This window comes from Streptomyces sp. NPDC030183 (assembly GCF_055573455.1).
On the sequence record NZ_JBVIBK010000033.1, the window covers coordinates 65,274 to 84,769 of the forward strand.

General features: G+C 73.2%; 18 protein-coding genes. 12 read left to right on the forward strand and 6 right to left on the reverse strand.

The window, feature by feature from the left end:
• The first annotated feature begins 3 nt into the window (after positions 1-3).
• Positions 4-1,521 carry a cobyrinate a,c-diamide synthase gene (locus tag ACZ4Z2_RS32060; protein ID WP_468080804.1) on the forward strand — a complete coding sequence of 506 codons (1,518 nt, stop codon included), beginning with the start codon at positions 4-6 and terminating at the stop codon, positions 1,519-1,521.
• Positions 1,518-2,249: a precorrin-2 C(20)-methyltransferase gene (gene cobI / locus ACZ4Z2_RS32065; RefSeq protein WP_468080806.1), complete on the forward strand. Its 732-nt coding sequence runs from the start codon at positions 1,518-1,520 to the stop codon at positions 2,247-2,249. The genes ACZ4Z2_RS32060 and cobI overlap by 4 nt, the downstream gene beginning before the upstream one ends.
• Before the next feature lie 23 nt (positions 2,250-2,272).
• Here the strand turns inward: cobI and ACZ4Z2_RS32070 are convergent, their stop codons facing one another.
• Positions 2,273-3,001, reverse strand: a complete 729-nt coding sequence (locus ACZ4Z2_RS32070) for a ZIP family metal transporter (RefSeq protein WP_468080807.1) — start codon at positions 2,999-3,001, stop codon at positions 2,273-2,275.
• A gap of 194 nt (positions 3,002-3,195) precedes the next feature.
• Here ACZ4Z2_RS32070 and cobM point away from each other — a divergent pair, with 194 nt between their 5' ends.
• From cobM to cobC, 5 genes are all read left to right on the forward strand, one after another.
• Positions 3,196-4,023 (forward strand): precorrin-4 C(11)-methyltransferase, encoded by an 828-nt coding sequence (gene cobM, locus ACZ4Z2_RS32075; protein ID WP_468080809.1) that lies wholly within the window; start codon positions 3,196-3,198, stop codon positions 4,021-4,023.
• A complete protein-coding gene (cbiE, locus tag ACZ4Z2_RS32080; RefSeq protein WP_468080811.1) occupies positions 4,020-5,261 on the forward strand; it encodes a precorrin-6y C5,15-methyltransferase (decarboxylating) subunit CbiE in 1,242 nt (413 codons plus the stop codon). The genes cobM and cbiE overlap by 4 nt, the downstream gene beginning before the upstream one ends.
• Entirely contained in the window at positions 5,258-7,069 is a 1,812-nt protein-coding gene (gene cobJ / locus ACZ4Z2_RS32085; protein WP_468080812.1) for a precorrin-3B C(17)-methyltransferase, read from the forward strand. Before cbiE ends, cobJ begins: the two co-directional genes overlap by 4 nt.
• 76 nt (positions 7,070-7,145) lie before the next feature.
• A complete protein-coding gene (locus ACZ4Z2_RS32090) occupies positions 7,146-8,075 on the forward strand; it encodes a sirohydrochlorin chelatase (RefSeq protein WP_468080814.1) in 930 nt (309 codons plus the stop codon).
• The gene (cobC, locus tag ACZ4Z2_RS32095; RefSeq protein ID WP_468080816.1) at positions 8,065-9,135 is read left to right on the forward strand and encodes an Rv2231c family pyridoxal phosphate-dependent protein CobC; all 1,071 of its coding nucleotides are present in this window, start codon (positions 8,065-8,067) and stop codon (positions 9,133-9,135) included. The genes ACZ4Z2_RS32090 and cobC overlap by 11 nt, the downstream gene beginning before the upstream one ends.
• 43 nt (positions 9,136-9,178) lie before the next feature.
• Here cobC and ACZ4Z2_RS32100 read toward each other — a convergent pair whose 3' ends face one another.
• The 5 genes from ACZ4Z2_RS32100 to ACZ4Z2_RS32120 all read right to left on the reverse strand — a co-directional run bounded on the left by ACZ4Z2_RS32100 (position 9,179) and on the right by ACZ4Z2_RS32120 (position 13,853).
• Complete coding sequence (locus ACZ4Z2_RS32100; protein WP_468080818.1) at positions 9,179-10,270, reverse strand: amidohydrolase family protein; 1,092 nt, start codon at positions 10,268-10,270, stop codon at positions 9,179-9,181.
• A 228-nt stretch (positions 10,271-10,498) separates the two neighbouring features.
• Positions 10,499-11,293 carry a PIG-L deacetylase family protein gene (locus ACZ4Z2_RS32105; RefSeq protein ID WP_468080820.1) on the reverse strand — a complete coding sequence of 265 codons (795 nt, stop codon included), beginning with the start codon at positions 11,291-11,293 and terminating at the stop codon, positions 10,499-10,501.
• Between the two features lie 55 nt (positions 11,294-11,348).
• Entirely contained in the window at positions 11,349-12,158 is an 810-nt protein-coding gene (locus ACZ4Z2_RS32110) for an amino acid ABC transporter ATP-binding protein (RefSeq protein WP_468080822.1), read from the reverse strand.
• A complete protein-coding gene (locus ACZ4Z2_RS32115) occupies positions 12,155-12,988 on the reverse strand; it encodes an amino acid ABC transporter permease (RefSeq protein WP_468080824.1) in 834 nt (277 codons plus the stop codon). The genes ACZ4Z2_RS32110 and ACZ4Z2_RS32115 overlap by 4 nt, the downstream gene beginning before the upstream one ends.
• A gap of 4 nt (positions 12,989-12,992) precedes the next feature.
• Positions 12,993-13,853: a transporter substrate-binding domain-containing protein gene (locus tag ACZ4Z2_RS32120; RefSeq protein WP_468080825.1), complete on the reverse strand. Its 861-nt coding sequence runs from the start codon at positions 13,851-13,853 to the stop codon at positions 12,993-12,995.
• A 249-nt stretch (positions 13,854-14,102) separates the two neighbouring features.
• On the opposite strand from ACZ4Z2_RS32120, the gene ACZ4Z2_RS32125 reads away from it, so the two are divergent.
• From ACZ4Z2_RS32125 to thpD, 5 genes are all read left to right on the forward strand, one after another.
• Positions 14,103-15,206, forward strand: a complete 1,104-nt coding sequence (locus tag ACZ4Z2_RS32125) for a pyridoxal-phosphate-dependent aminotransferase family protein (RefSeq protein WP_468080827.1) — start codon at positions 14,103-14,105, stop codon at positions 15,204-15,206.
• A gap of 830 nt (positions 15,207-16,036) precedes the next feature.
• Positions 16,037-16,588 carry a diaminobutyrate acetyltransferase gene (ectA, locus tag ACZ4Z2_RS32130; protein WP_468080828.1) on the forward strand — a complete coding sequence of 184 codons (552 nt, stop codon included), beginning with the start codon at positions 16,037-16,039 and terminating at the stop codon, positions 16,586-16,588.
• A gap of 77 nt (positions 16,589-16,665) precedes the next feature.
• A complete protein-coding gene (gene ectB / locus ACZ4Z2_RS32135) occupies positions 16,666-17,937 on the forward strand; it encodes a diaminobutyrate--2-oxoglutarate transaminase (RefSeq protein ID WP_468080830.1) in 1,272 nt (423 codons plus the stop codon).
• 41 nt (positions 17,938-17,978) lie between these two features.
• Complete coding sequence (locus tag ACZ4Z2_RS32140; RefSeq protein WP_468080832.1) at positions 17,979-18,383, forward strand: ectoine synthase; 405 nt, start codon at positions 17,979-17,981, stop codon at positions 18,381-18,383.
• Positions 18,384-18,390: 7 nt separating this feature from the next.
• Positions 18,391-19,305 (forward strand): ectoine hydroxylase, encoded by a 915-nt coding sequence (gene thpD / locus ACZ4Z2_RS32145; RefSeq protein ID WP_468080833.1) that lies wholly within the window; start codon positions 18,391-18,393, stop codon positions 19,303-19,305.
• Positions 19,306-19,496 lie beyond the last annotated feature (191 nt).

Here is a 19,496-nt window from a genome sequence, read left to right on the forward strand (position 1 = left end):
CTCGTGAACTTCTCCTCGTCCGTCCCCCGGCTGGTCGTCGCCGCGCCCTCCTCGGGCAGCGGGAAGACCACCGTCGCCACGGGGTTGATGGCCGCGCTCACCGCGCGGGGGCTCGCCGTGTCCCCGCACAAGGTGGGGCCGGACTACATCGACCCCGGCTACCACGCGCTCGCGAGCGGGCGGGTGGGGCGCAACCTCGACGCGTATCTGTGCGGGCCGGAGCTGATCGCGCCGCTGTTCGCCCATGGGGCGCGCGGGTGCGACCTCGCCGTCGTCGAGGGCGTGATGGGGATGTACGACGGGGCGGCGGGCGAGGGCGAGTTGGCGTCCACGGCGCATGTGGCCAAGTTGCTGCGGGCGCCGGTGGTGCTGGTCGTCGACGCGTCGTCGCAGTCGCGGTCGGTGGCGGCGCTGGTGCACGGGTTCGCTTCCTGGGACCCCGAGGTGCGGGTCGGGGGCGTGATCCTCAACAAGGTCGCGTCCGACCGGCACGAGGAACTGCTGCGTGAGGCGCTCGACTCGGCCGGGGTGCCGGTGCTGGGTGTGCTGCGGCGGGTTGCTCAGGTGGACACGCCGTCCCGCCATCTGGGGCTGGTGCCGGTCGCCGAGCGGCGTTCGGCGGCGCTGGAGGCCGTGACGGCGATGGGGGCGCAGGTGGCCGCCGGGTGTGACCTGGAGGGCTTGGTGGCCCTGGCGCACAGTGCCGGGGTGCTGCCGGGTGCGGTCTGGGATGCGGCTGCGGCGCTGGCTTCCTCGCCCCCGCCGCCCCTCCCCGTCCCCTCGCCGGGGGCTGCGCCCCCGGACCCCCGCCGTCGGCCTGAACGGTCTCGTCCACGAACGCCGGACGGGCTGGACATACCAGGGCCGGTGTCAGGGAGCCGGACGCCGGAGAGGACGAGGACCGCGTCGGAAGTCTCGGCGCCGGTCGTCGCTGTCGCCGGTGGGCCCGCGTTCACCTTTTCCTATGCCGAGCATGCCGAGTTGCTGGCCGCCGCCGGGGCCGAGGTCGTGACGTTCGATCCGTTGCGGGACGAGCGGTTGCCCGAGGGGACTCGGGGGCTGGTCGTCGGGGGCGGGTTCCCGGAGGTGTACGGCGCCGAGCTGTCCGCCAACGAGGCGTTGCGCAAGGACGTGGCCGCACTGGCGCTCGGCGGGGCGCCCGTGGCGGCCGAGTGCGCGGGGCTGCTGTATCTGTGCCGGGAGCTGGACGGGCGGCCCATGTGCGGGGTGCTCGACGCCACGGCCCGGATGGACGCGCGGCTGACGCTCGGGTACCGGGACGCCGTCGCGGTGAGCGACAGCTCGCTGGCGCCCGCGGGGACGCGGATGCGGGGGCACGAGTTCCATCGGACGGTCGTCGAGCCGGGGGCCGGTGCCTCTCCCGCGTGGGGGATCCGCGGTCCCGTGCGGCGGGTGGAAGGTTTTGTGGAGCGCGGTGTGCACGCGAGCTATCTGCACACGCACTGGGCGTCCGAGCCCGGTGTCGCCCGTCGGTTCGTGGAGAGGTGCCGGACGTCATGAGCAGCAGGCTGATCGGAGTGGGCGTCGGCCCCGGTGACCCGGAGCTGGTGACCGTCAAGGGCGTGGGCGTGCTGCGGGACGCCGACGTCGTCGTCGTGCCCGTCATGGACACCGGGGAGATGGGGCGCGCCGAGGCGACCGTGCTGCACTACGTGGGCGCCGAGAAGATCGTCCGGGTGGTGTTCGCGCTCAACGAGCGGACCGACCGGGGGCGCCGCGAGGCCGCCTGGGACGCCGCCGGTGAGCGGGTCGCCGAGCTGCTGAAGACGCACTCCGCCGTCGCGTTCGCCACCATCGGCGACCCCAACGTGTACTCGACGTTCACCTATCTCGCCCACACCATCGGCGAGCTGGTGCCGGGGACGGTCGTCGAGACGGTGCCCGGGATCACCGCGATGCAGGACCTCGCCGCCCGCTCCGGTGCCGTGCTGACGGAGGGGACGGAGCCGCTCACGCTGGTGCCCGTGACCGCGGGGGCGGCCGTGCTGAGGGAGGCCCTCGACGGGCCCGGGACCGTGGTGGCGTACAAGTTCGGGCGGCAGGCGCAGGCCGTCGTCGAGGCGCTGCGGGAGACCGGGCGGCTCCAGGACGCCGTGTGGGGGTCCGCGCTGGGCCTTCCCGAGGAGTCCATCCAGGCCGCCGACGCGCTCGACGGCGGCCCCCTGCCGTACCTGTCCACGCTGATCGCGCCCGCCCCGCGCGACGGCGGACGCGGCGGCAAGCTGTGAGCGGAGCCCTCGGGTACGGCCTCTCACTCGGCCACGCCCACCACCAGCCAGATGAACGCCGCACCGGCGATCGTGCACAGCAGCGTGGAGCGCGCCGGGTGCGCGTGGTGGGCCTCCGGGAGGATCTCGGCGGCCGCCAGGTACAGCAGCGCGCCGCCGAAGAAGCCGAGGTAGCAGCCGAGCGGGCCCTCCGGGATGGTGAACAGGAGCGTGGAGGCTGCGCCCAGGACGGGCGCGGCCGCGTCCGCGACGAGCATCGTCACCGCCCGGCGGCGGGCGTTGCCGTACACGCTGGTCAGCGTGTACGTGTTGAAGCCGTCCGCGAAGTCGTGGGCGATCACCGCGAGCGCCACGGCGAGGCCCATGCCCTCGCCGACCTGGAAGGCCGCGCCGATGGCGACGCCGTCCATGGCGCTGTGACCGACCATCGCCGCGGCCGCGGTGAGACCGACCTGCGGGGTGCGCCCGTCGTGCTCCTCGGCGCCGTGCGCCGCCTGACGGGCCGCCAGCAGGCGTTCCACCAGGTGCGCCAGGAGGAAACCGGCGACGAACAGCAGCAGCGCCGCCGGTACGCCGAAGAGCTCGTTGCCGGCGGCCTCCAGGGCCTCCGGCAGCAGGTCGAGGCCGACCACGCCCAGCATCAGACCGCCGGCCAGGCCCAGTACCAGGTGGCGGCGGTCCGTGACGCGCTGTGCCGTCCAGCCGCCGATGAGCGTCATGAGGAACGCGCCGAGCGCCACGAACACCGCCATGGGTCCTTGCTACCGGAAGAGCCGGGCCTCTTCCGCGCGGCACCCCGAGACCGCGCCCGGGTTCCGGGGTCCGGCACCGCTCCGGCGGGCACCGCCGCGGTGGGCGCCGCTCCCCTGGGACCCGACCCGAAGGGGCACCGCCCCGCAGCGCCTTCGCGCGCCGTACCCGCTTTGAGAGAGGAACGATGACTTCCATGGCCGATGCCCCCACCGGCAAGGTGACCTTCGTCGGGGCCGGACCCGGGGCCGCCGATCTGCTGACGTTCCGGGCCGCCCGGGCGATCGCGGAGGCGGACGTCGTGATCTGGGCGGCCAGCCTGGTGCAGGCCGACGTGCTGGACCACGCCCGCGCGGAGGCGGAGATCCTCGACTCGGCCACCATGTCCCTGGAGGACGTCGTCGCCGTGTACGAGCGGGCCCTCACCGAGGGGCTGCGGGTCGCCCGGATCCACTCCGGTGACCCGGCGCTGTGGGGCGGTACGCAGGAGCAGCTCGACCGGTGCCGTGCCCTGGGGATCGAGACCGAGGTCGTCCCCGGTGTGTCGTCGTTCTCCGCCGTCGCCGCGCTCGCCCAGCGGGAGTTGACGATCCCGGAGGTCGCGCAGTCCGTGATCCTGACCCGGCTCGGCGGGGGCAAGACGCCCATGCCGCCCGGTGAGGAGGTCCGGGAGTTCGCACGGCACGGCACGACGATGGCGATCTTCCTGTCGGCCGCGCGCAGCGGGCAGTTGGTGCGGGAGCTGCTGGAGGGCGGCTATCCGACCGCGACCCCGGTGGTCATCGCCTACCAGGCGACCTGGCCCGAGGAGCTGGTCGTGCGGTGCACGATCGAGACGCTGGAGGAGACCGTCAAGGAGCACAAGCTCTGGAAGCACACCCTGTTCCTCGTCGGCCCGGCCCTCGACGCGCAGGGCACCCGCTCGCACCTGTACCACCCCGGCCACTTCCACGGGTACCGCAAGGCCGACCCCGAGGCGCGCAAGGCGCTGCGGGAGGCGCGCGGCCGGGGCGGCACGCCGTGATCACCGTCATCGGTACGGGCACGGGGGCGCCCCTCCCCGCGGACGCCGAGGCCGTTCTGGCCGGGGCGGAGCTCGTCGTGGGCGGACGCCGGCACCTGGCGGCGGCCCCGCTCCCGGCGACCGCCGAGCGGGTCGTCCTCGGGCCGCTGGCGCCCGCCCTCCGGGTGATCGAGGAGTACCGGGACCGGCGGGTCGTCGTCCTGGCCTCCGGCGACCCGGGGTTCTTCGGGATCGTGCGGGCGCTCGCCGAACGCTTCGGCGCCGGTGAGCTGGACGTACGGCCGGGAGTGTCGTCGGTGGCGACCGCGTTCGCCCGGCTGGGGGTGTCCTGGGACGACGCGGTCGTGGTGAGCGCCCACGGGCGGGCGCTGCGGACCGCGCTGAACGTGTGCCGGGCCCGGCCCAAGACGGCGGTCCTGACGGGGCCCGGCTGCGGGCCCGCCGAGCTGGGGGCGGGGCTGTTGGACAGCAGGCGGACGCTCGTGGTGGCGTCCGCGCTGGGCGACCCGGAGCGTGAGCGGCTGGAGCGGGTGACACCGGCCCAGGCCGCCGCGCGCGACTGGGGCGCCGAGGTCAGCGTCGTGCTGTGCCTGGACGAGGCGCACGCCGTGTCCGCCGTGCGCACCGTCGCCGGGGCGCCGGCCGCTCCCGAGCGGTGGGCGCTGGACGAGAGCGAGTTCGCGCACCGCGACTCGATGATCACCAAGTCCGAGGTGCGGGCCTTGGCGCTCGCCCGGCTCGGGCCCCGGCTCGGCGACCTGGTCTGGGACGTCGGCGCCGGCTCCGGTTCGGTGGCCGTGGAGTGCGCACGGCTCGGCGCGGCCGTCACCGCGGTCGAGCGCACGGCGGACGGGGTCGCGCGGGTCCGTGCCAACGCCGCCGCGCACGGCGTCGACGTGCACGTGGTGCACGGGGCCGCGCCGGACGCGCTGGCCGGGCTGCCCGACGACCCCGACGCCGTGTTCGTCGGCGGCGGGGGGCGCGAACTGCCCGCGATCGTCACCGCGTGCGCACGGCGCGCCCGGCGGACCGTGGTGGTCGCGATGGCCGCGCTCGACCGGGTCCCCGCGGCCCGCGAGGCGCTGGTCGCGGCCGGGTTGAGCTGCGACGGCGTCCTGCTGCAGGCGTCCCGGCTCGCGCCGCTGCCGGGGGACGTGACCCGGCTCGCGGCGACCAATCCCGTTTTCCTGCTGTGGGGCGTGAGGCCCCCGGCGCACAGTGAAGGAGTTGACCGGTGATCGGCCTGATCTCGGCGACCGCCGCGGGGGCCGTTGCCGCCCAGCGGCTCGCCTCGGCGTGGCCCGAACGGACCCGTGTGTACGAGGGGCCCGTACGGGACACCGTGCGGCGCGCGTTCGGTGAGTGCGAGCAGGTGGTGTGCTTCCTCGCCACCGGGGCGGTGGTGCGGCTGATCGCGCCGCTGCTGGAGGACAAGGGCACCGATCCGGGTGTGGTGTGCGTCGACGAGGGCGGGCGGTTCGCCGTGTCGCTGGTCGGCGGGCACGCCGGGGGTGCCAACGCGCTCGCCGTCGAGGTGGGCCAGGTGCTCGGCGCCGAGCCGGTCGTGACGACCGCGACCGACGCGGTGGGGGTGCCCGGCCTGGACACGCTCGGGATGCCCGTCGAGGGCGATGTGGCCGGGGTCTCCCGGGCGCTGCTCGACGGGGAGGCCGTGGAGCTGGACCTGGAGGTGGGCCATCCGCTGCCCGCGCTGCCGCCGAACGTGCGGCGCCCGGCGGCGGACGCCGCGCCCGCCCGGCACCGGATCGTCGTCACCGACCGGCTGCCGGACACCGCCGGGCCGGGCCGCGCCGAGACACCGGAGGCGGACCGGCCCGGCGACGCGGCCGAGGCGCTCGACGCCGCCCGGCGCGAGGGCACCGGTGAGGTGCGGGTGATCCTCCGTCCGCCCTCCCTCGTGGTGGGCGTCGGAGCGTCCCGGGGCGCCCCCGCCGACGAGGTGCTGGGGCTGATCGAGGGCGCCCTGCGCGACGCCGGTCTCTCCCCGCGGTCCCTCGCCCAGCTCGCCACCGTCGACGCCAAGGCCGGCGAACCCGGCCTCGTCGAGGCCGCCGCACGTCTCGGTGTGCCGCTGGTCACCCACTCCGCCGAGGAGTTGGCCCGGGTCGAGGTGCCCAACCCGTCGGACGCGCCCCTCGCCGCCGTGGGCACTCCCTCCGTCGCGGAGGCCGCCGCGCTCGTCGGCGGGGGTGAACTCCTCGTGCCCAAGCGGAAGTCGCGGCGGGCGGACGGGAGCCCCGCGATGGCGACCTGTGCCGTCGTACGGCGGCCGGCGCGGGGCCGGCTCGCGGTGGTCGGGCTCGGGCCGGGCGCCCGGGACCTGCTGACGCCGCGTGCCGAGGCCGAACTGCGGCGGGCCTCGGTGCTCGTCGGGCTGGACCAGTACGTCGACCAGATCCGTGACCTGCTCCGCCCCGGCACCCGCGTCCTTGAGTCCGGGCTCGGCGCGGAGGAGGAACGGGCGCGGACCGCGGTCGCCGAGGCCCGCAAGGGGCAGGCCGTGGCGCTGATCGGCAGCGGGGACGCCGGGGTGTACGCCATGGCCTCCCCCGCGCTCGCCGAGGCGTCCGACGACATCGACGTGATCGGTGTGCCCGGCGTCACCGCCGCGCTCGCCGCCGCCGCGATCCTCGGGGCGCCGCTCGGGCACGACCATGTGTCGATCAGCCTGTCGGACCTGCACACGCCGTGGGAGGTCATCGAGCGGCGGGTGCGGGCGGCGGCCGAGGCCGACATCGTCGTGACGTTCTACAACCCGCGCAGCCGGGGCCGCGACTGGCAGCTGCCGAAGGCCCTCGCCATCCTGGCCGGGCACCGTGAGCCGACCACGCCCGTCGGTGTCGTACGGAACGCCTCGCGGCCGGACGGGTCGCACCGGTTGACGACCCTGGCCGCGCTCGACCCGGCGACGGTCGACATGATGACCGTGGTGACCGTGGGCAACACGGCGACCCGTGAGATCGCGGGCCGCATGGTGACGCCCCGCGGCTACCGCTGGCAGGAGAACCCGGAGGGCGCCGAGTGAACCACCCCGTCCACCCGCCCGGGCCGGCGCCCGTCGCCCCGCAGTACCACCCCGTTCCAGACTCCGAGGAGACATCGTGACCACCCCGCCGCCCGCCCTGCTCATCGCCGGTCATGGCACCCGGGACGATGCGGGAGCCGAGGCGTTCCGCGACTTCGTACGGGAACTGGGGCGCCGCCACCCCGAACTGCCCGTCGCGGGCGGCTTCATCGAGCTGTCCCCGCCGCCGCTGGGCGAGGCCGTGGCCGAGCTGGTGGAGCGGGGTGTACGGCGGTTCGCGGCCGTCCCGCTGATGCTGGTGTCCGCCGGGCACGCCAAGGGCGACATCCCGGCGGCGCTGGCCCGCGAGAAGGAGCGGCACCCGGGGATCTCGTACACCTACGGCCGTCCGCTCGGCCCGCACCCGGCGCTGCTGAGCGTGCTGGAGCGGCGGCTGGACGAGGCCCTCGGCGGCGCGGGCCGCATCCCGGAGGACCGTGCCGACGTCACCGTGCTGCTGGTGGGGCGCGGGTCGACCGACCCGGACGCCAACGCCGAGGTGTTCAAGGCGGCCCGGCTGCTGTGGGAGGGGCGCGGCTACGCGGGCGTGGAGACGGCGTTCGTGTCGCTGGCGGCGCCGGACGTGCCGAGCGGTCTCGACCGGTGCGTGCGGCTCGGCGCCCGGCGGATCGTGGTGCTGCCGTACTTCCTGTTCACCGGCATCCTGCCGGACCGGGTGCGGCAGCAGACCGAGGGCTGGGCTGCCGCGCACCCGGAGGTCGAGGTACGGTCGGCCGATGTCATCGGTCCGGAACCGGAGTTGCTCGACCTGGTGATGGAGCGCTACCGGGAGGCGCTGGAGGGCGATCTGCGCATGAACTGCGACTCCTGCGTCTACCGGATCGCGCTGCCCGGTTTCGAGGACAAGGTGGGGATGCCGCAGCAGCCGCACTTCCACCCGGACGACGACGGGCACCACCACGGCCACCACCATCACGGGGGACACACGCACTCGCATGCACACTGAACGGCACGCGGGGCCCGACCTCCGGCACCACGGTGACGCCGAGGTGCGGGACGACGGGGCCGGGCTCACCGATCTCGCGGTGAACGTGCGGGCCGGGACGCCGCCCGCCTGGCTGCGGGAGCGGATAGCCGGGTCGCTGACCGGGCTGGCCGCCTATCCCGACGGGCGGGCCGCCCGGGCGGCGGTGGCGGCCCGGCACGGGCTGCCCGCCGAGCGGGTCCTGCTCACGGCGGGCGCCGCCGAGGCGTTCGTCCTGCTGGCGCGGGCTCTGAAGGCCCGTCAACCGGTCGTGGTGCACCCGCAGTTCACCGAGCCGGAGGCGGCGCTGCGGGACGCGGGGCACCGCGTGGACCGGGTGCTGCTGCGGGCCTCGGACGGCTTCCGTCTCGATCCGGCGGCCGTGCCCGAGGACGCGGACCTGGTCGTCGTCGGCAACCCCACCAACCCGACGTCCGTGCTGCACCCGGCCGCGGTGATCGCGCGGCTGGCCCGGCCCGGGCGGACGCTGGTGGTGGACGAGGCGTTCATGGACGCGGTGCCGGGCGAGCGGGAGGCGCTGGCCGGGCGCACGGACATACCCGGTCTGGTGGTGCTGCGCAGCCTCACCAAGACCTGGGGCCTGGCCGGACTGCGGATCGGCTACGTCCTCGCCGCCCCGGAGACGATCGAGGAGCTGGAGCGGGCGCAGCCGCTGTGGCCGGTGTCGACGCCGGCGCTCGCGGCGGCCGAGGCGTGCGTGTCCGACCGGGCGCTGGCGGAGGCGGCCGACGCGGCCGAACGCATCGCCGCCGACCGGGCCCATCTGGTGGCGGGGCTCCGGGAGTTCGCCCCCGACGGACTGACCGTCGCCGAGCCCGCCGAGGGCCCGTTCGTCCTGATCCGTCTGGAGCGCGCGCCGGCCGTGCGCCGCCATCTGCGGAACCTGGGGTTCGCGGTGCGCCGTGGTGACACCTTCCCCGGGCTGGGCGAGGAGTGGCTGCGGCTGGCGGTCCGTGACCGTACGACGGTCAACGGCTTCCTCCAGGCGCTGGACCAGGCGATGACGCTGGCGGACCGTTGAGCGGAGGGGCCCGACGGTCCGCCGGCGGGAAGCGGGGGCGGTGTCAGGCGGTGATCGTGCCGTTCACCACGACCCGCAGGGGCGCCGCCAGGACGCGGACGTCGTCGCGGGGGTCCTCGGCGTAGACGACCAGGTCCGCCGGGGCGCCCTCCTCCAGGCCGGGGCGGCCGAGCCAGGCCCGGGCGTCCCAGGTGGTCGCGGCGAGGGCGCGGAGCGGCGGGATGCCGGCCTTGACGAGTTCGGCCACCTCGTCCGCGACCAGGCCGTGCGGGAGGCTGCCGCCGGCGTCGGTGCCGACGTAGACGGGGATCCCTGCGTCGTAGGCGTCGCGGACGGTGTCGTAGCGGCGTTCGTGCAGGCGCCTCATGTGGGCGGACCAGACGGGGAACCGGGCCTCGCCGCCCTCGGCCAGCTTCGGGAACGTGGCGATGTTGACCAGGGTCGGGACGATCGCGACGCCGCGGGAGGCGAACAGCGGGATCAGATCCGCCGTGAGGCCCGTGGCGTGCTCGACGCAGTCGATGCCCGCCTCGACGAGGTCGCGCAGGGAGGACTCGGCGAAGCAGTGGGCCGTGACGCGGGCGCCCAGGCGGTGGGCCTCGGCGATCGCCGCCTCGACGGCGTCGCGCGGCCAGCACGCCGCCAGGTCGCCCGCCTCGCGGTCGATCCAGTCGCCGACCAGTTTCACCCAGCCGTCACCGCGCCGGGCCTCCCGGGCGACGTACGCGACGAGGTCGTCCGGTTCGATCTCATGGGCGTAGCCGCGGATGTAGCGGCGGGTCCGGGCGATGTGGCGGCCCGCGCGGATGATCTTCGGGAGGTCGTCGCGGTCGTCGACCCATCGGGTGTCGGACGGGGAACCGGCGTCGCGGATCAGGAGCGTGCCTGCGTCGCGGTCGGTCAGGGCCTGCTTCTCCGCGGTGCCGGCGTCGACCGGACCGTGCGCGCCGAGGCCGACGTGGCAGTGGGCGTCGACCAGACCGGGCAGCGCCCACCCCTCCACGGTGCGCACGTCCCGCGCGGCGGCGGGACGGTCGTAGGAGACCCGGCCGTCCACGACCCACAGTTCGTCCCGGACGTCGTCGGGCCCGACTAGGACCCGCCCCTTCACCCGCAGCACAGCACGTTCGTTCATACCCCGCACCCTAGTCAGGGGCTGCTCGCCGTCGGGGGGTGCGGGTGCGTGGGGGCTTCTCGCGCAGTTCCCCGCGCCCCTGAAGGGTAGGGCCTGCGGCCCGCCCTTCATGGTGAAAAGCACGGGGCGCAGCCCCGGCCGCTTTTCAGGGGCGCGCGGGGAACTGCGCGAGAAACCACGAACCACCCGCACCCGTCTACCGATCCGCACCCCGGACGCGCGCAGGCGTCACCGCTCCTCCCACGGCGGCGGCCCCTCGAAGCCAAGGGCGTGGACGTCGAAGAGGACCGCCGCCTCGACGCCGAGGGCCCGGCCGCCCTGGTGGGCCGCCCAGGTCAGGAAGGCGCGGGGCTCGAAGCCCTGGGCGCCCAGGCCCTTGGTGTACTCGGCGTGCGCGGCCAGGGAGGCGATGCCCCGCTCCAGCGGTTCGCCGGTGACCTCCACCCCGTGGGTCGGGTGCTCGGCCCCGGCGAAGGCCACGAAGCGGACCCCGCCCCAGGGTTCCAGTCCCTCGTGGGCCAGCTCCGGGAAGATCCACCGGTTGCCCGCGTCGCGTGCCGCGTCGAGCGCGGCGAGCCCCACGACCCGGTGGTCCGCCTGGTTCACCACCCCGGCGACCATCCGCACGGTGTACGCCCCGGTCACCACCACCTCCGGCCGGTGCCGCCGGATCGCCCGCACGATGTCACGGCGCAGCGCGGGCCCGTACTCGATCGTGCCGTCGCGGTGGTCGAGGAACTCGACCACGTCCACGCCCACCTCGCGTGCCCCGGCCCGTTCCTCGGCCTCGCGCAGCGGGCCCGCCTCGTCCGGGTGGAGTCCGTCGATGCCGGCCTCGCCGCGTGTGGCGAGCAGATACGTGACCTGTTTGCCCGCCGCCGTCCAGCGGGCCACGGCGGACGCCGTCCCGTACTCGATGTCGTCGGGGTGCGCCGCCACGGCCAGACAGCGTTCCCAGTCCTCCGGCAGCGGGGCCGGTCGCGGACCGGCGCCCGGGCCGCCCGCGTCGTCGAGAGTCGTCATGCCCCGCATGATGACCGGTGGAGCGCTCCGGGCGACAGAAGCGCGTATGTCCTTTTCAGTCCTTTCCGCCCACCTGGTCCGATGTCTCCTCCTCCACCTCCGCCATCGCGGGGTCGAGGAGGCGGGACAGGAAGTGGCGGGTGCGTTCGTGCCGGGGGTCGCCGATGACGCGGGCGGGGGCGCCGTCCTCGACGACGACACCGCCGTCCATGAAGACGACCCGGTCGGCGACCTCGCGGGCGAAGGTCATCTCATGGGTGACGACCATCATCGTCATGCCCTCCTGGGCGAGCCTGCGCATCACCGCCAGGACGTCGCCCACCAGCTCCGGGTCCAACGCCGACGTCGGCTCGTCGAAGAGCATCACCTCGGGGCCCATCGACAGCGAGCGGGCGATCGCCACGCGCTGCTGCTGGCCGCCGGAGAGGGAGGAGGGGTAGGCGTCCGCCTTCTCGGCGAGACCGACCCGCTCCAGGTTCTCGGCGGCCACCCGCGCCGCCTCCGCCTTGTCCCGCCTGAGGACCCGGCGCTGGGGGAGCGTGAGGTTCTCGGTGACCGTGAGGTGGGGGAAGAGGTTGAACTGCTGGAAGACCATGCCGATGCGGCGGCGTACGGCGTCGATGTCGACGTCGGGGTCGGTCAGTTCGGTGCCGCCGACGAAGACCTGGCCCTCGGTGGGCTCTTCGAGGAGGTTCACACAGCGCAGCAGGGTCGACTTGCCGGAGCCGGAGGGGCCGATGACGCAGACGACCTCGCCGCGGCCGATCTCCAGGTCGATGCCCTTGAGGACCTCGTTGTCGCCGAACGACTTGCGCAGTCCGCGGACCTGGATCTCGGGGTGTCCGCCGAGCGTCTTCACGGTCATTTCACGGCCTCCTGGGCCTTCGCCTCCATACGGCGCACGACGAAGCCGAGCGGGATCGTCACCAGCAGGTAGCACAGGCCCGCGACGAGGATCGGGGTGGAGTTGGCGGTGGTGCTGGCCAGGTCCCTGCCGTACTTGGACAGTTCCCGCTCCTCCAGGGTGACCCCGAGGAACAGCACCAGCGAGGAGTCCTTGAAGAGGAGGACGAGTTCGTTGGTGAGCGGCGGGAGGATGATCCGGAACGCCTGCGGGATGATGATCGAGACCATCGCGCGGGCGGGCGAGAACCCCAGCGAACGGGCCGCTTCCATCTGCCCCTTGGGGACGGCCTGGATGCCCGCGCGGATCGTCTCCGCCATGTACGCCGCCGCGACCAGGCCCAGCGCCAGGGCGACCTTGCCGTAGGTGCCGCCGATGATCTCCGTGCCCGGGAAGGCCAGCGGGACGGCGACCCCGATGAAGATGAAGATCAGCAGGGCGGGCAGCCCGCGGAAGATCTCGATGTACACACCGGCGAACCAGCGGTAGGGGCCCACCGACGACAGCCTCATCAGGGCGATCAGCATGCCGAGCACCAGGCCGACGGCGAAGCCGGACAGGGTGTAGAGCACGGTGTTCTTCAGCGCCATCGTGATGACGTCCGGGAACATCTGCTCGGCGATGTCCGCCTGCGCGAACTGGTTCTTCAGCCGGCTCCAGTCCGCCGAGACCGCGAAGGCGATCACGGCGGCGACGAAGACGGCGTACTGCGCGCCGCGCGACAGACTGCGTTTCTGCCGCCGGGTCAGGCCCTTCCTCCGGGGCTGGACCGGTACCTCGGTGTCGGTCATGGGGTCAGGAGGCGGACGCCGACGGGGAGGCGGAGGCGGCGCTCTCGTCGTACGGCCCGATCCACTTCTCGTACAGCTCGCGGTACGTCCCGTCGGCGCGGACCTCGGAGAGCGCCTTGTTGATCGCGGCGAGGAGCTTGGTGTTGCCCTTGCGGACCGTGAAGCCGTACTGCTCACCGGTGTTGATGTTGTCCGCGACCTCGAAGGCGGCGGCGTTGGCCTTGTCCTTCAGCCAGCCCTGGACGACCGGGTAGTCGATGACGACGGCGTCGACCTGGCCGGTGCGCAGGCCGTTGAGGACGGCGTCGGAGGACTCGAAGGAGACGGGGTCGAGGCCCTGGCTCTTGGCGTAGTCCTCGCCCGTGGTCTGCGCCTGGGCGCCGACCTTCTTGCCCTTGAGGTCCGCGAAGGAGCCGATACCGGCGCCCTTGTCGGCGAGGACGGCCTGGGTGGCGTCGAAGTACGGGTCGGAGAAGTCGACGTTCTTCTTGCGCTCGTCGGTGATCGTCATACCGGCGGCGGCGAGGTCGCACTCGCCGGAGTTCAGGAACGCGCCCGTCTTGAAGTTCTCGAACGGGGTGTCGAGGATCTCCTGCTTCACATCCAGGTCCTCGGCGACGAGGTCGATCAGCGCGACGTCGAAGCCCTGCACCTTGCCGTCGATCTCCGACTGGAAGGGCGGGTAAGGGAGGTGGGTGCAGGTGGTCAACTGGCCCGCCTTGACCAGTTCGACCCCGCCGGCGGCCGTCTTGGTGCCGCCACTGCCGCCGTCGTCGGTCGAGGCGCAACCGGCCACGAGCAGCAGTCCGGCCGCGGCGGTGGTGGCGGCCAGGATGCGGGTCCGGCGTGCGAGGACCGAGTTCACGGGGAGACCTCCTGTAGGGAACGTAGGCATCCGATTATAAGGAGATGTTTGACTTGCTCAAACCAATCCGATGGTCACTGGGCCGTTTGGCCTCGGAAGTCATCGGTGCGGGGCGGCAGATGGGGTCGGTTTCCGGGGGCGGGGATCGTCGAACGGTGCGGCCGGACGCGCCGATTACGCTCGACGTACGTCGGCATGTGTCGGCCCACCCTGGACACCACCTACCCCAGTGAGCGAAGAGAGCACCCTGTGACGCACCCGTTTCTGGATCTGGCCCCGCTGACCGCGGCGCGTTTCGCGTCGATCGAGGACCGGGTGGCACGGCTGCTCTCCACGGAGCAGGACGTGGTGATCACCCAGGGCGAGGCGCTGCTGCCGCTGGAGGGGGCGATCCGCGGGGCCGCCGGGCCCGGGACGACCGCGCTGAACGTGATCACCGGCCCGTACGGGCAGACCTTCGGCGACTGGCTGCGGGACTGCGGGGCGACCGTCGTCGACCTGTCCGTGCCCTTCCACGCGGCGGTCACGGCGGAGCGGATCCGGGAGGTCCTCGCCGAGCACCCGGCCATCGACTTCGTCTCCCTGGTGCACGCGGAGGCGGCGACCGGGAACACGAATCCCGTCGCGGAGATCGGTGAGGTCGTCCGTGAGCACGGTGCGCTCTTCTATCTGGACGCGGTCGCCTCCGTCGGCGCCGAGCCGGTACTGCCGGACGCGTGGGGTGTCGACCTGTGCGTCATCGGGGCGCAGAAGGCGATGGGTGGTCCGGCCGGGGTCTCCGCGATCTCGGTGAGCGAGCGGGCGTGGGCCCGGATGGCCGCGAACCCCCGGGCGCCGCGCCGCTCGTACCTGTCACTCCTCGACTGGAAGGAGCGCTGGATCGACGGCGGTCGGCGTGCCCTGCTGCACGCCCCGGCCCAGTTGGAGATGCTCGCGCTGGAGGCGTGCCTGGAGCGCGTCGAGTCGGAGGGCCTGGACACGGTGATGGCCCGCCACGCCTCGGCCGCCGCGGCCACCCGTGCGGGGGCGCTCGCGCTCGGCGGGGGCCTGGAGCCGTACGTGCGCGAAGCGCGAGACGCGGCCCCGGTCGCCACGACCCTCCGGGTGCCGGGCGGTGTCGACGCGTCCGAGCTGGTCGCCAAGGCCCTCACCGCGGACCCGGCGCTGCCGCTGGCCGCGGGCGGCGGCGCCCTCGCCCACGAGATGGTCCGCGTCAACCACTACGGCCCCGACGCGACCCCGGGGGCGGTGCACGCGAGCCTCGCCGGCCTGGGGGCGGCGCTCGGAGAGTTCGGCGTACGGGTGGACTTGGAGGCGGGGCGGAGGGCGGCGGCGGAGGCTTGGGGGGAGTAGGCCGCCCGCGGGCGCCGTCACGGGCGGCCGCCGGGGAGAGCGGGCCGGGGCGGCCGTCGGGGGGTGGCAGCGCTCAGAGGTCTCGCGAGGGGCGAGGAGTTCGCGCAGCCGGGCAAGAAAGGCGCCGCCGTGGCGGCGGGCACGGCCAGTCCGGCCGCTTCGCCGAGCCCTCGTGACCGCAGCGGCCACCCACGCCGATCCACCCGCGCCGCCCCGCCCCGCCCCGCCCCGCCCCGCCCCGCCCCGCCCCGCCCCGCCCCGCCCCGGCGAGCGTTGCGCCGAGGTCGGCGCCGTCGCCGCGAGCGGGCGCCCGCGTCAGGGCGGCGGCCCTGTCGAGGCGGGTCGGCCCAGGCGACCGCGTGCCCACCCGTTCTCCTCCAGGGCCTCGACCTGGCCGGAACCGCATACCCCCACCCCCCTGCGCGGGCCCGCGCGGCGGTGTCGGCGGAAAACCGGCCACGAGACGGTTCCCCGGAGCGGGGAAAACGCCGGAACCGCCGAACCGGCGCAAAAGGGGATCGCTTTTCCAGTGGAAAGGGTCCTACAATTCCCTGGGTAGGACCCCGTATTCTTATGCCCGCTTCGACCTTTCCTAAACGCAAAGGTTTCGCGAACAACAAGGGGCGTGATTCGGGCAGGTCCCGTGAGGGTTACGTACATGTGACGGACTCCACAGCGCATCCTTTTTGCGCGGGTATTTCCGGGCAAAACCACACAGGTCAGCGAGCTGTCACGCGCCCGCTCACGCCCGCGTGATAACACATGGACCGGCCATCCGTAACCCCGGGCGGCGATGCAATTCCACATTTCGCTGGGTAAATTCAAGCCGTATGACTGCCGCACAAGCAGACCTGCACATCCCACACCTGGAATCGCCATCGGAAATCGCCGAGGGGATTCGGATCGACCGCCCGGACGTGGCGGACGGCAGCGCACTGTGGCGTATCGCCGGGGACTCCGGAACCCTCGACCTGAACTCCTCGTACAGCTATCTGCTGTGGTGCCGGGACTTCGCCGACACCTCGGTGGTGGCGCGTGACGAGACGGGGGAACCGGTCGGGTTCGTGACCGGGTACGTGCGGCCGGACCGGCCGGACACCCTCCTCGTGTGGCAGGTCGCCGTCGACGAGGCGCACCGCGGGCGCGGGCTCGCGGGGGCGCTGCTGGACGGACTGACCGCCCGGGTCGCGCGACAGCACGCGCTGACCGCGGTCGAGACCACCATCACCCCGGGCAACACCGCCTCGGAACGGCTGTTCGCCGCGTTCGCCGAACGCCACGGCGCGACCGTGGAGCGCACTGTGTTGTTCGAGGCGGGCGACTTCCCGGACGGCCCGCACGAGCCCGAGGTGCTGCACCGGATCGGCCCGCTGTCCCCCTGAGCGCCGCCGGCCTCCCCCGGGCCGCCCCCCTTCTCCCCCCACCCCGCACCCCCCCACGCATCGAGGAGCGATTCGCCGTGACCATCACCCAGCCCGACCTGAGCGTCTTCGAGACCCTGGAGTCCGAGGTGCGCAGCTACTGCCGCGGCTGGCCCACCGTGTTCGACACCGCGCAGGGCAGCCGGATGCGCGACGAGGACGGCCACAGCTACCTGGACTTCTTCGCCGGAGCCGGTTCGCTCAACTACGGCCACAACAACCCGGTGCTCAAACGCGCCCTGATCGACTATCTGGAACGGGACGGCGTCACGCACGGGCTCGACATGTCGACGAGCGCCAAGCGGGCGTTCCTGGAGTCCTTCCAGAACCTGGTGCTGCGGCCCCGCGACCTGCCGTACAAGGTCATGTTCCCGGGCCCGACCGGCACCAACGCCGTGGAGTCCGCGCTGAAACTGGCGCGGAAGGTGAAGGGACGCGAGGCCATCGTGTCGTTCACCAACGCCTTCCACGGCATGTCCCTGGGCTCCCTCGCCGTGACCGGCAACGCCTTCAAGCGGGCCGGCGCGGGCATCCCGCTGGTGCACGGGACGCCGATGCCGTTCGACAACTACTTCGAGGGCCAGATCCCCGACTTCCTGTGGTTCGAGCGGATCCTGGAGGACCAGGGGTCCGGGCTGAACAAGCCCGCCGCCGTGATCGTGGAGACGGTCCAGGGCGAGGGCGGCATCAACGTCGCCCGCCCGGAGTGGCTGCGCGCGCTCGCCGAGCTGTGCGAGCGCCAGGACATGCTGCTGATCGTCGACGACATCCAGATGGGCTGCGGCCGTACGGGGGCCTTCTTCTCGTTCGAGGAGGCGGGCATCACCCCCGACATCGTCACCGTCTCCAAGTCCATCAGCGGCTACGGGCTGCCGATGTCGCTGTGCCTGTTCAAGCCCGAACTGGACATCTGGGAGCCCGGCGAGCACAACGGCACCTTCCGCGGCAACAACCCCGCCTTCGTCACCGCGACCGCCGCCCTGGAGGCGTACTGGTCCGACGGCTCGGTCATGGAGAAGCAGACCCGGACGCGCGGTGAGCAGGTCGAGCAGGCGCTGATCTCCATCACCGAGGAGAACCTCGCCGATGTGAAGGAGTACCGGGGCCGCGGGCTGGTGTGGGGTCTGGAGTTCCACGAGAAGGCCCGCGCGGGCCGCGTCGCCAAGCGGGCCTTCGAACTCGGGCTGCTGATCGAGACGTCCGGCCCGGAGAGCGAGGTCGTCAAGCTGCTGCCGGCCCTCACCATCACCCCGGACGAGCTGGACGAGGGTCTGCGCGTCCTCGCCCGCGCCGTGCGGGAAACCGTCTGACGACCATCTGAGGAACACCCACAAGGAGGCATGGAACCACCGTGATCGTCCGTTCTTTCAAGGATCTGGAAGGCACCGACCGGCACGTCAAAGCCGCGTCCGGCACGTGGGAGAGCAAGCGCATCGTCCTCGCCAAGGAGAAGGTCGGCTTCTCGCTGCACGAGACGATCCTCTACGCGGGCACGGAGACGTCGATGTGGTACGCGAACCACATCGAGGCCGTGGTGTGCGTCGAGGGCGAGGCCGAACTGACCGACAACGAGACCGGGCGGACGTACACGATCACGCCCGGGACCATGTACCTCCTCGACGGCCACGAGCGGCACACGATGCGGATCAAAGAGGACTTCCGCTGCATCTGCGTGTTCAACCCGCCCGTGACCGGACGGGAGGACCACGACGAGAACGGCGTCTACCCGCTGCTCACCGAGCCCGAGGAGGTGTGACATCACCATGACCACGACCACCACGATGAACACTGCCACCAGCGTGCCCGACCTCTACCCCAGCCGCGGCGCCACCGAGGTGTCGGTCCCGCGCCAGGACCCGGTCGTCTGGGGCGCCCCCGGCACCCCCGGCCCGATCTCCCTCACCGAGCTCCAGACGTACGAGCGTGACGGCTTCCTCGCCGTCGAGGAGCTGATCACCCCGGACGAGGTCGCCGTCTACCGGCAGGAGTTGGAGCGGCTCGTCACCGATCCGGCGATCCGCGCCGACGAACGCTCCATCGTCGAGCCGAAGTCGAAGGAGATCCGCTCCGTCTTCGAGGTGCACCGCATCAGTGAGGTGTTCGCGCGCCTCGTGCGGGACGAACGGGTCGTCGGCCGGGCCCGGCAGATCCTCGGCTCCGACGTGTACGTGCACCAGTCGCGGATCAATGTGAAGCCGGGCTTCGGCGCGTCCGGGTTCTACTGGCACTCCGACTTCGAGACCTGGCACGCCGAGGACGGGCTGCCGAACATGCGGACCGTGTCCGTCTCGATCGCGCTGACCGAGAACTACGACACCAACGGCGGCCTGATGATCATGCCGGGGTCGCACCGGACGTTCCTCGGCTGCGCGGGCGCCACCCCGAAGGACAACTACAAGAAGTCGCTGCAGATGCAGGACGCGGGCACCCCGTCGGACGAGGCGCTGACGGCGATGGCCTCCGAGTACGGCATCAAGCTGTTCACGGGCAAGGCCGGTTCGGCGACCTGGTTCGACTGCAACGCCATGCACGGCTCCGGCGACAACATCACGCCGTTCCCGCGCAGCAACGTCTTCATCGTCTTCAACAGCGTGGAGAACGCGGCGGTCGAGCCGTTCGCGGCTCCCGTACGGCGGCCGGAGTTCATCGGCGCGCGGGACTTCACCCCCGTGCGGTGATCCCGGCGTCGCCGGCACGATGAACCGGACCGGGCGGTCCCTGCCCCCTGAGGGACCGCCCGGTCCGCTGTGTGCGCGGCTCCTCGCGACCGGCGGCCCTAGGCCCTGTCGTCAAATTCCCGCCGTCGCCCGGAGGGCGGCCCCGCGGCGTCAGGTGCGTGCTCTCGGCGTGCCGGGCCCTGACCCGTGTA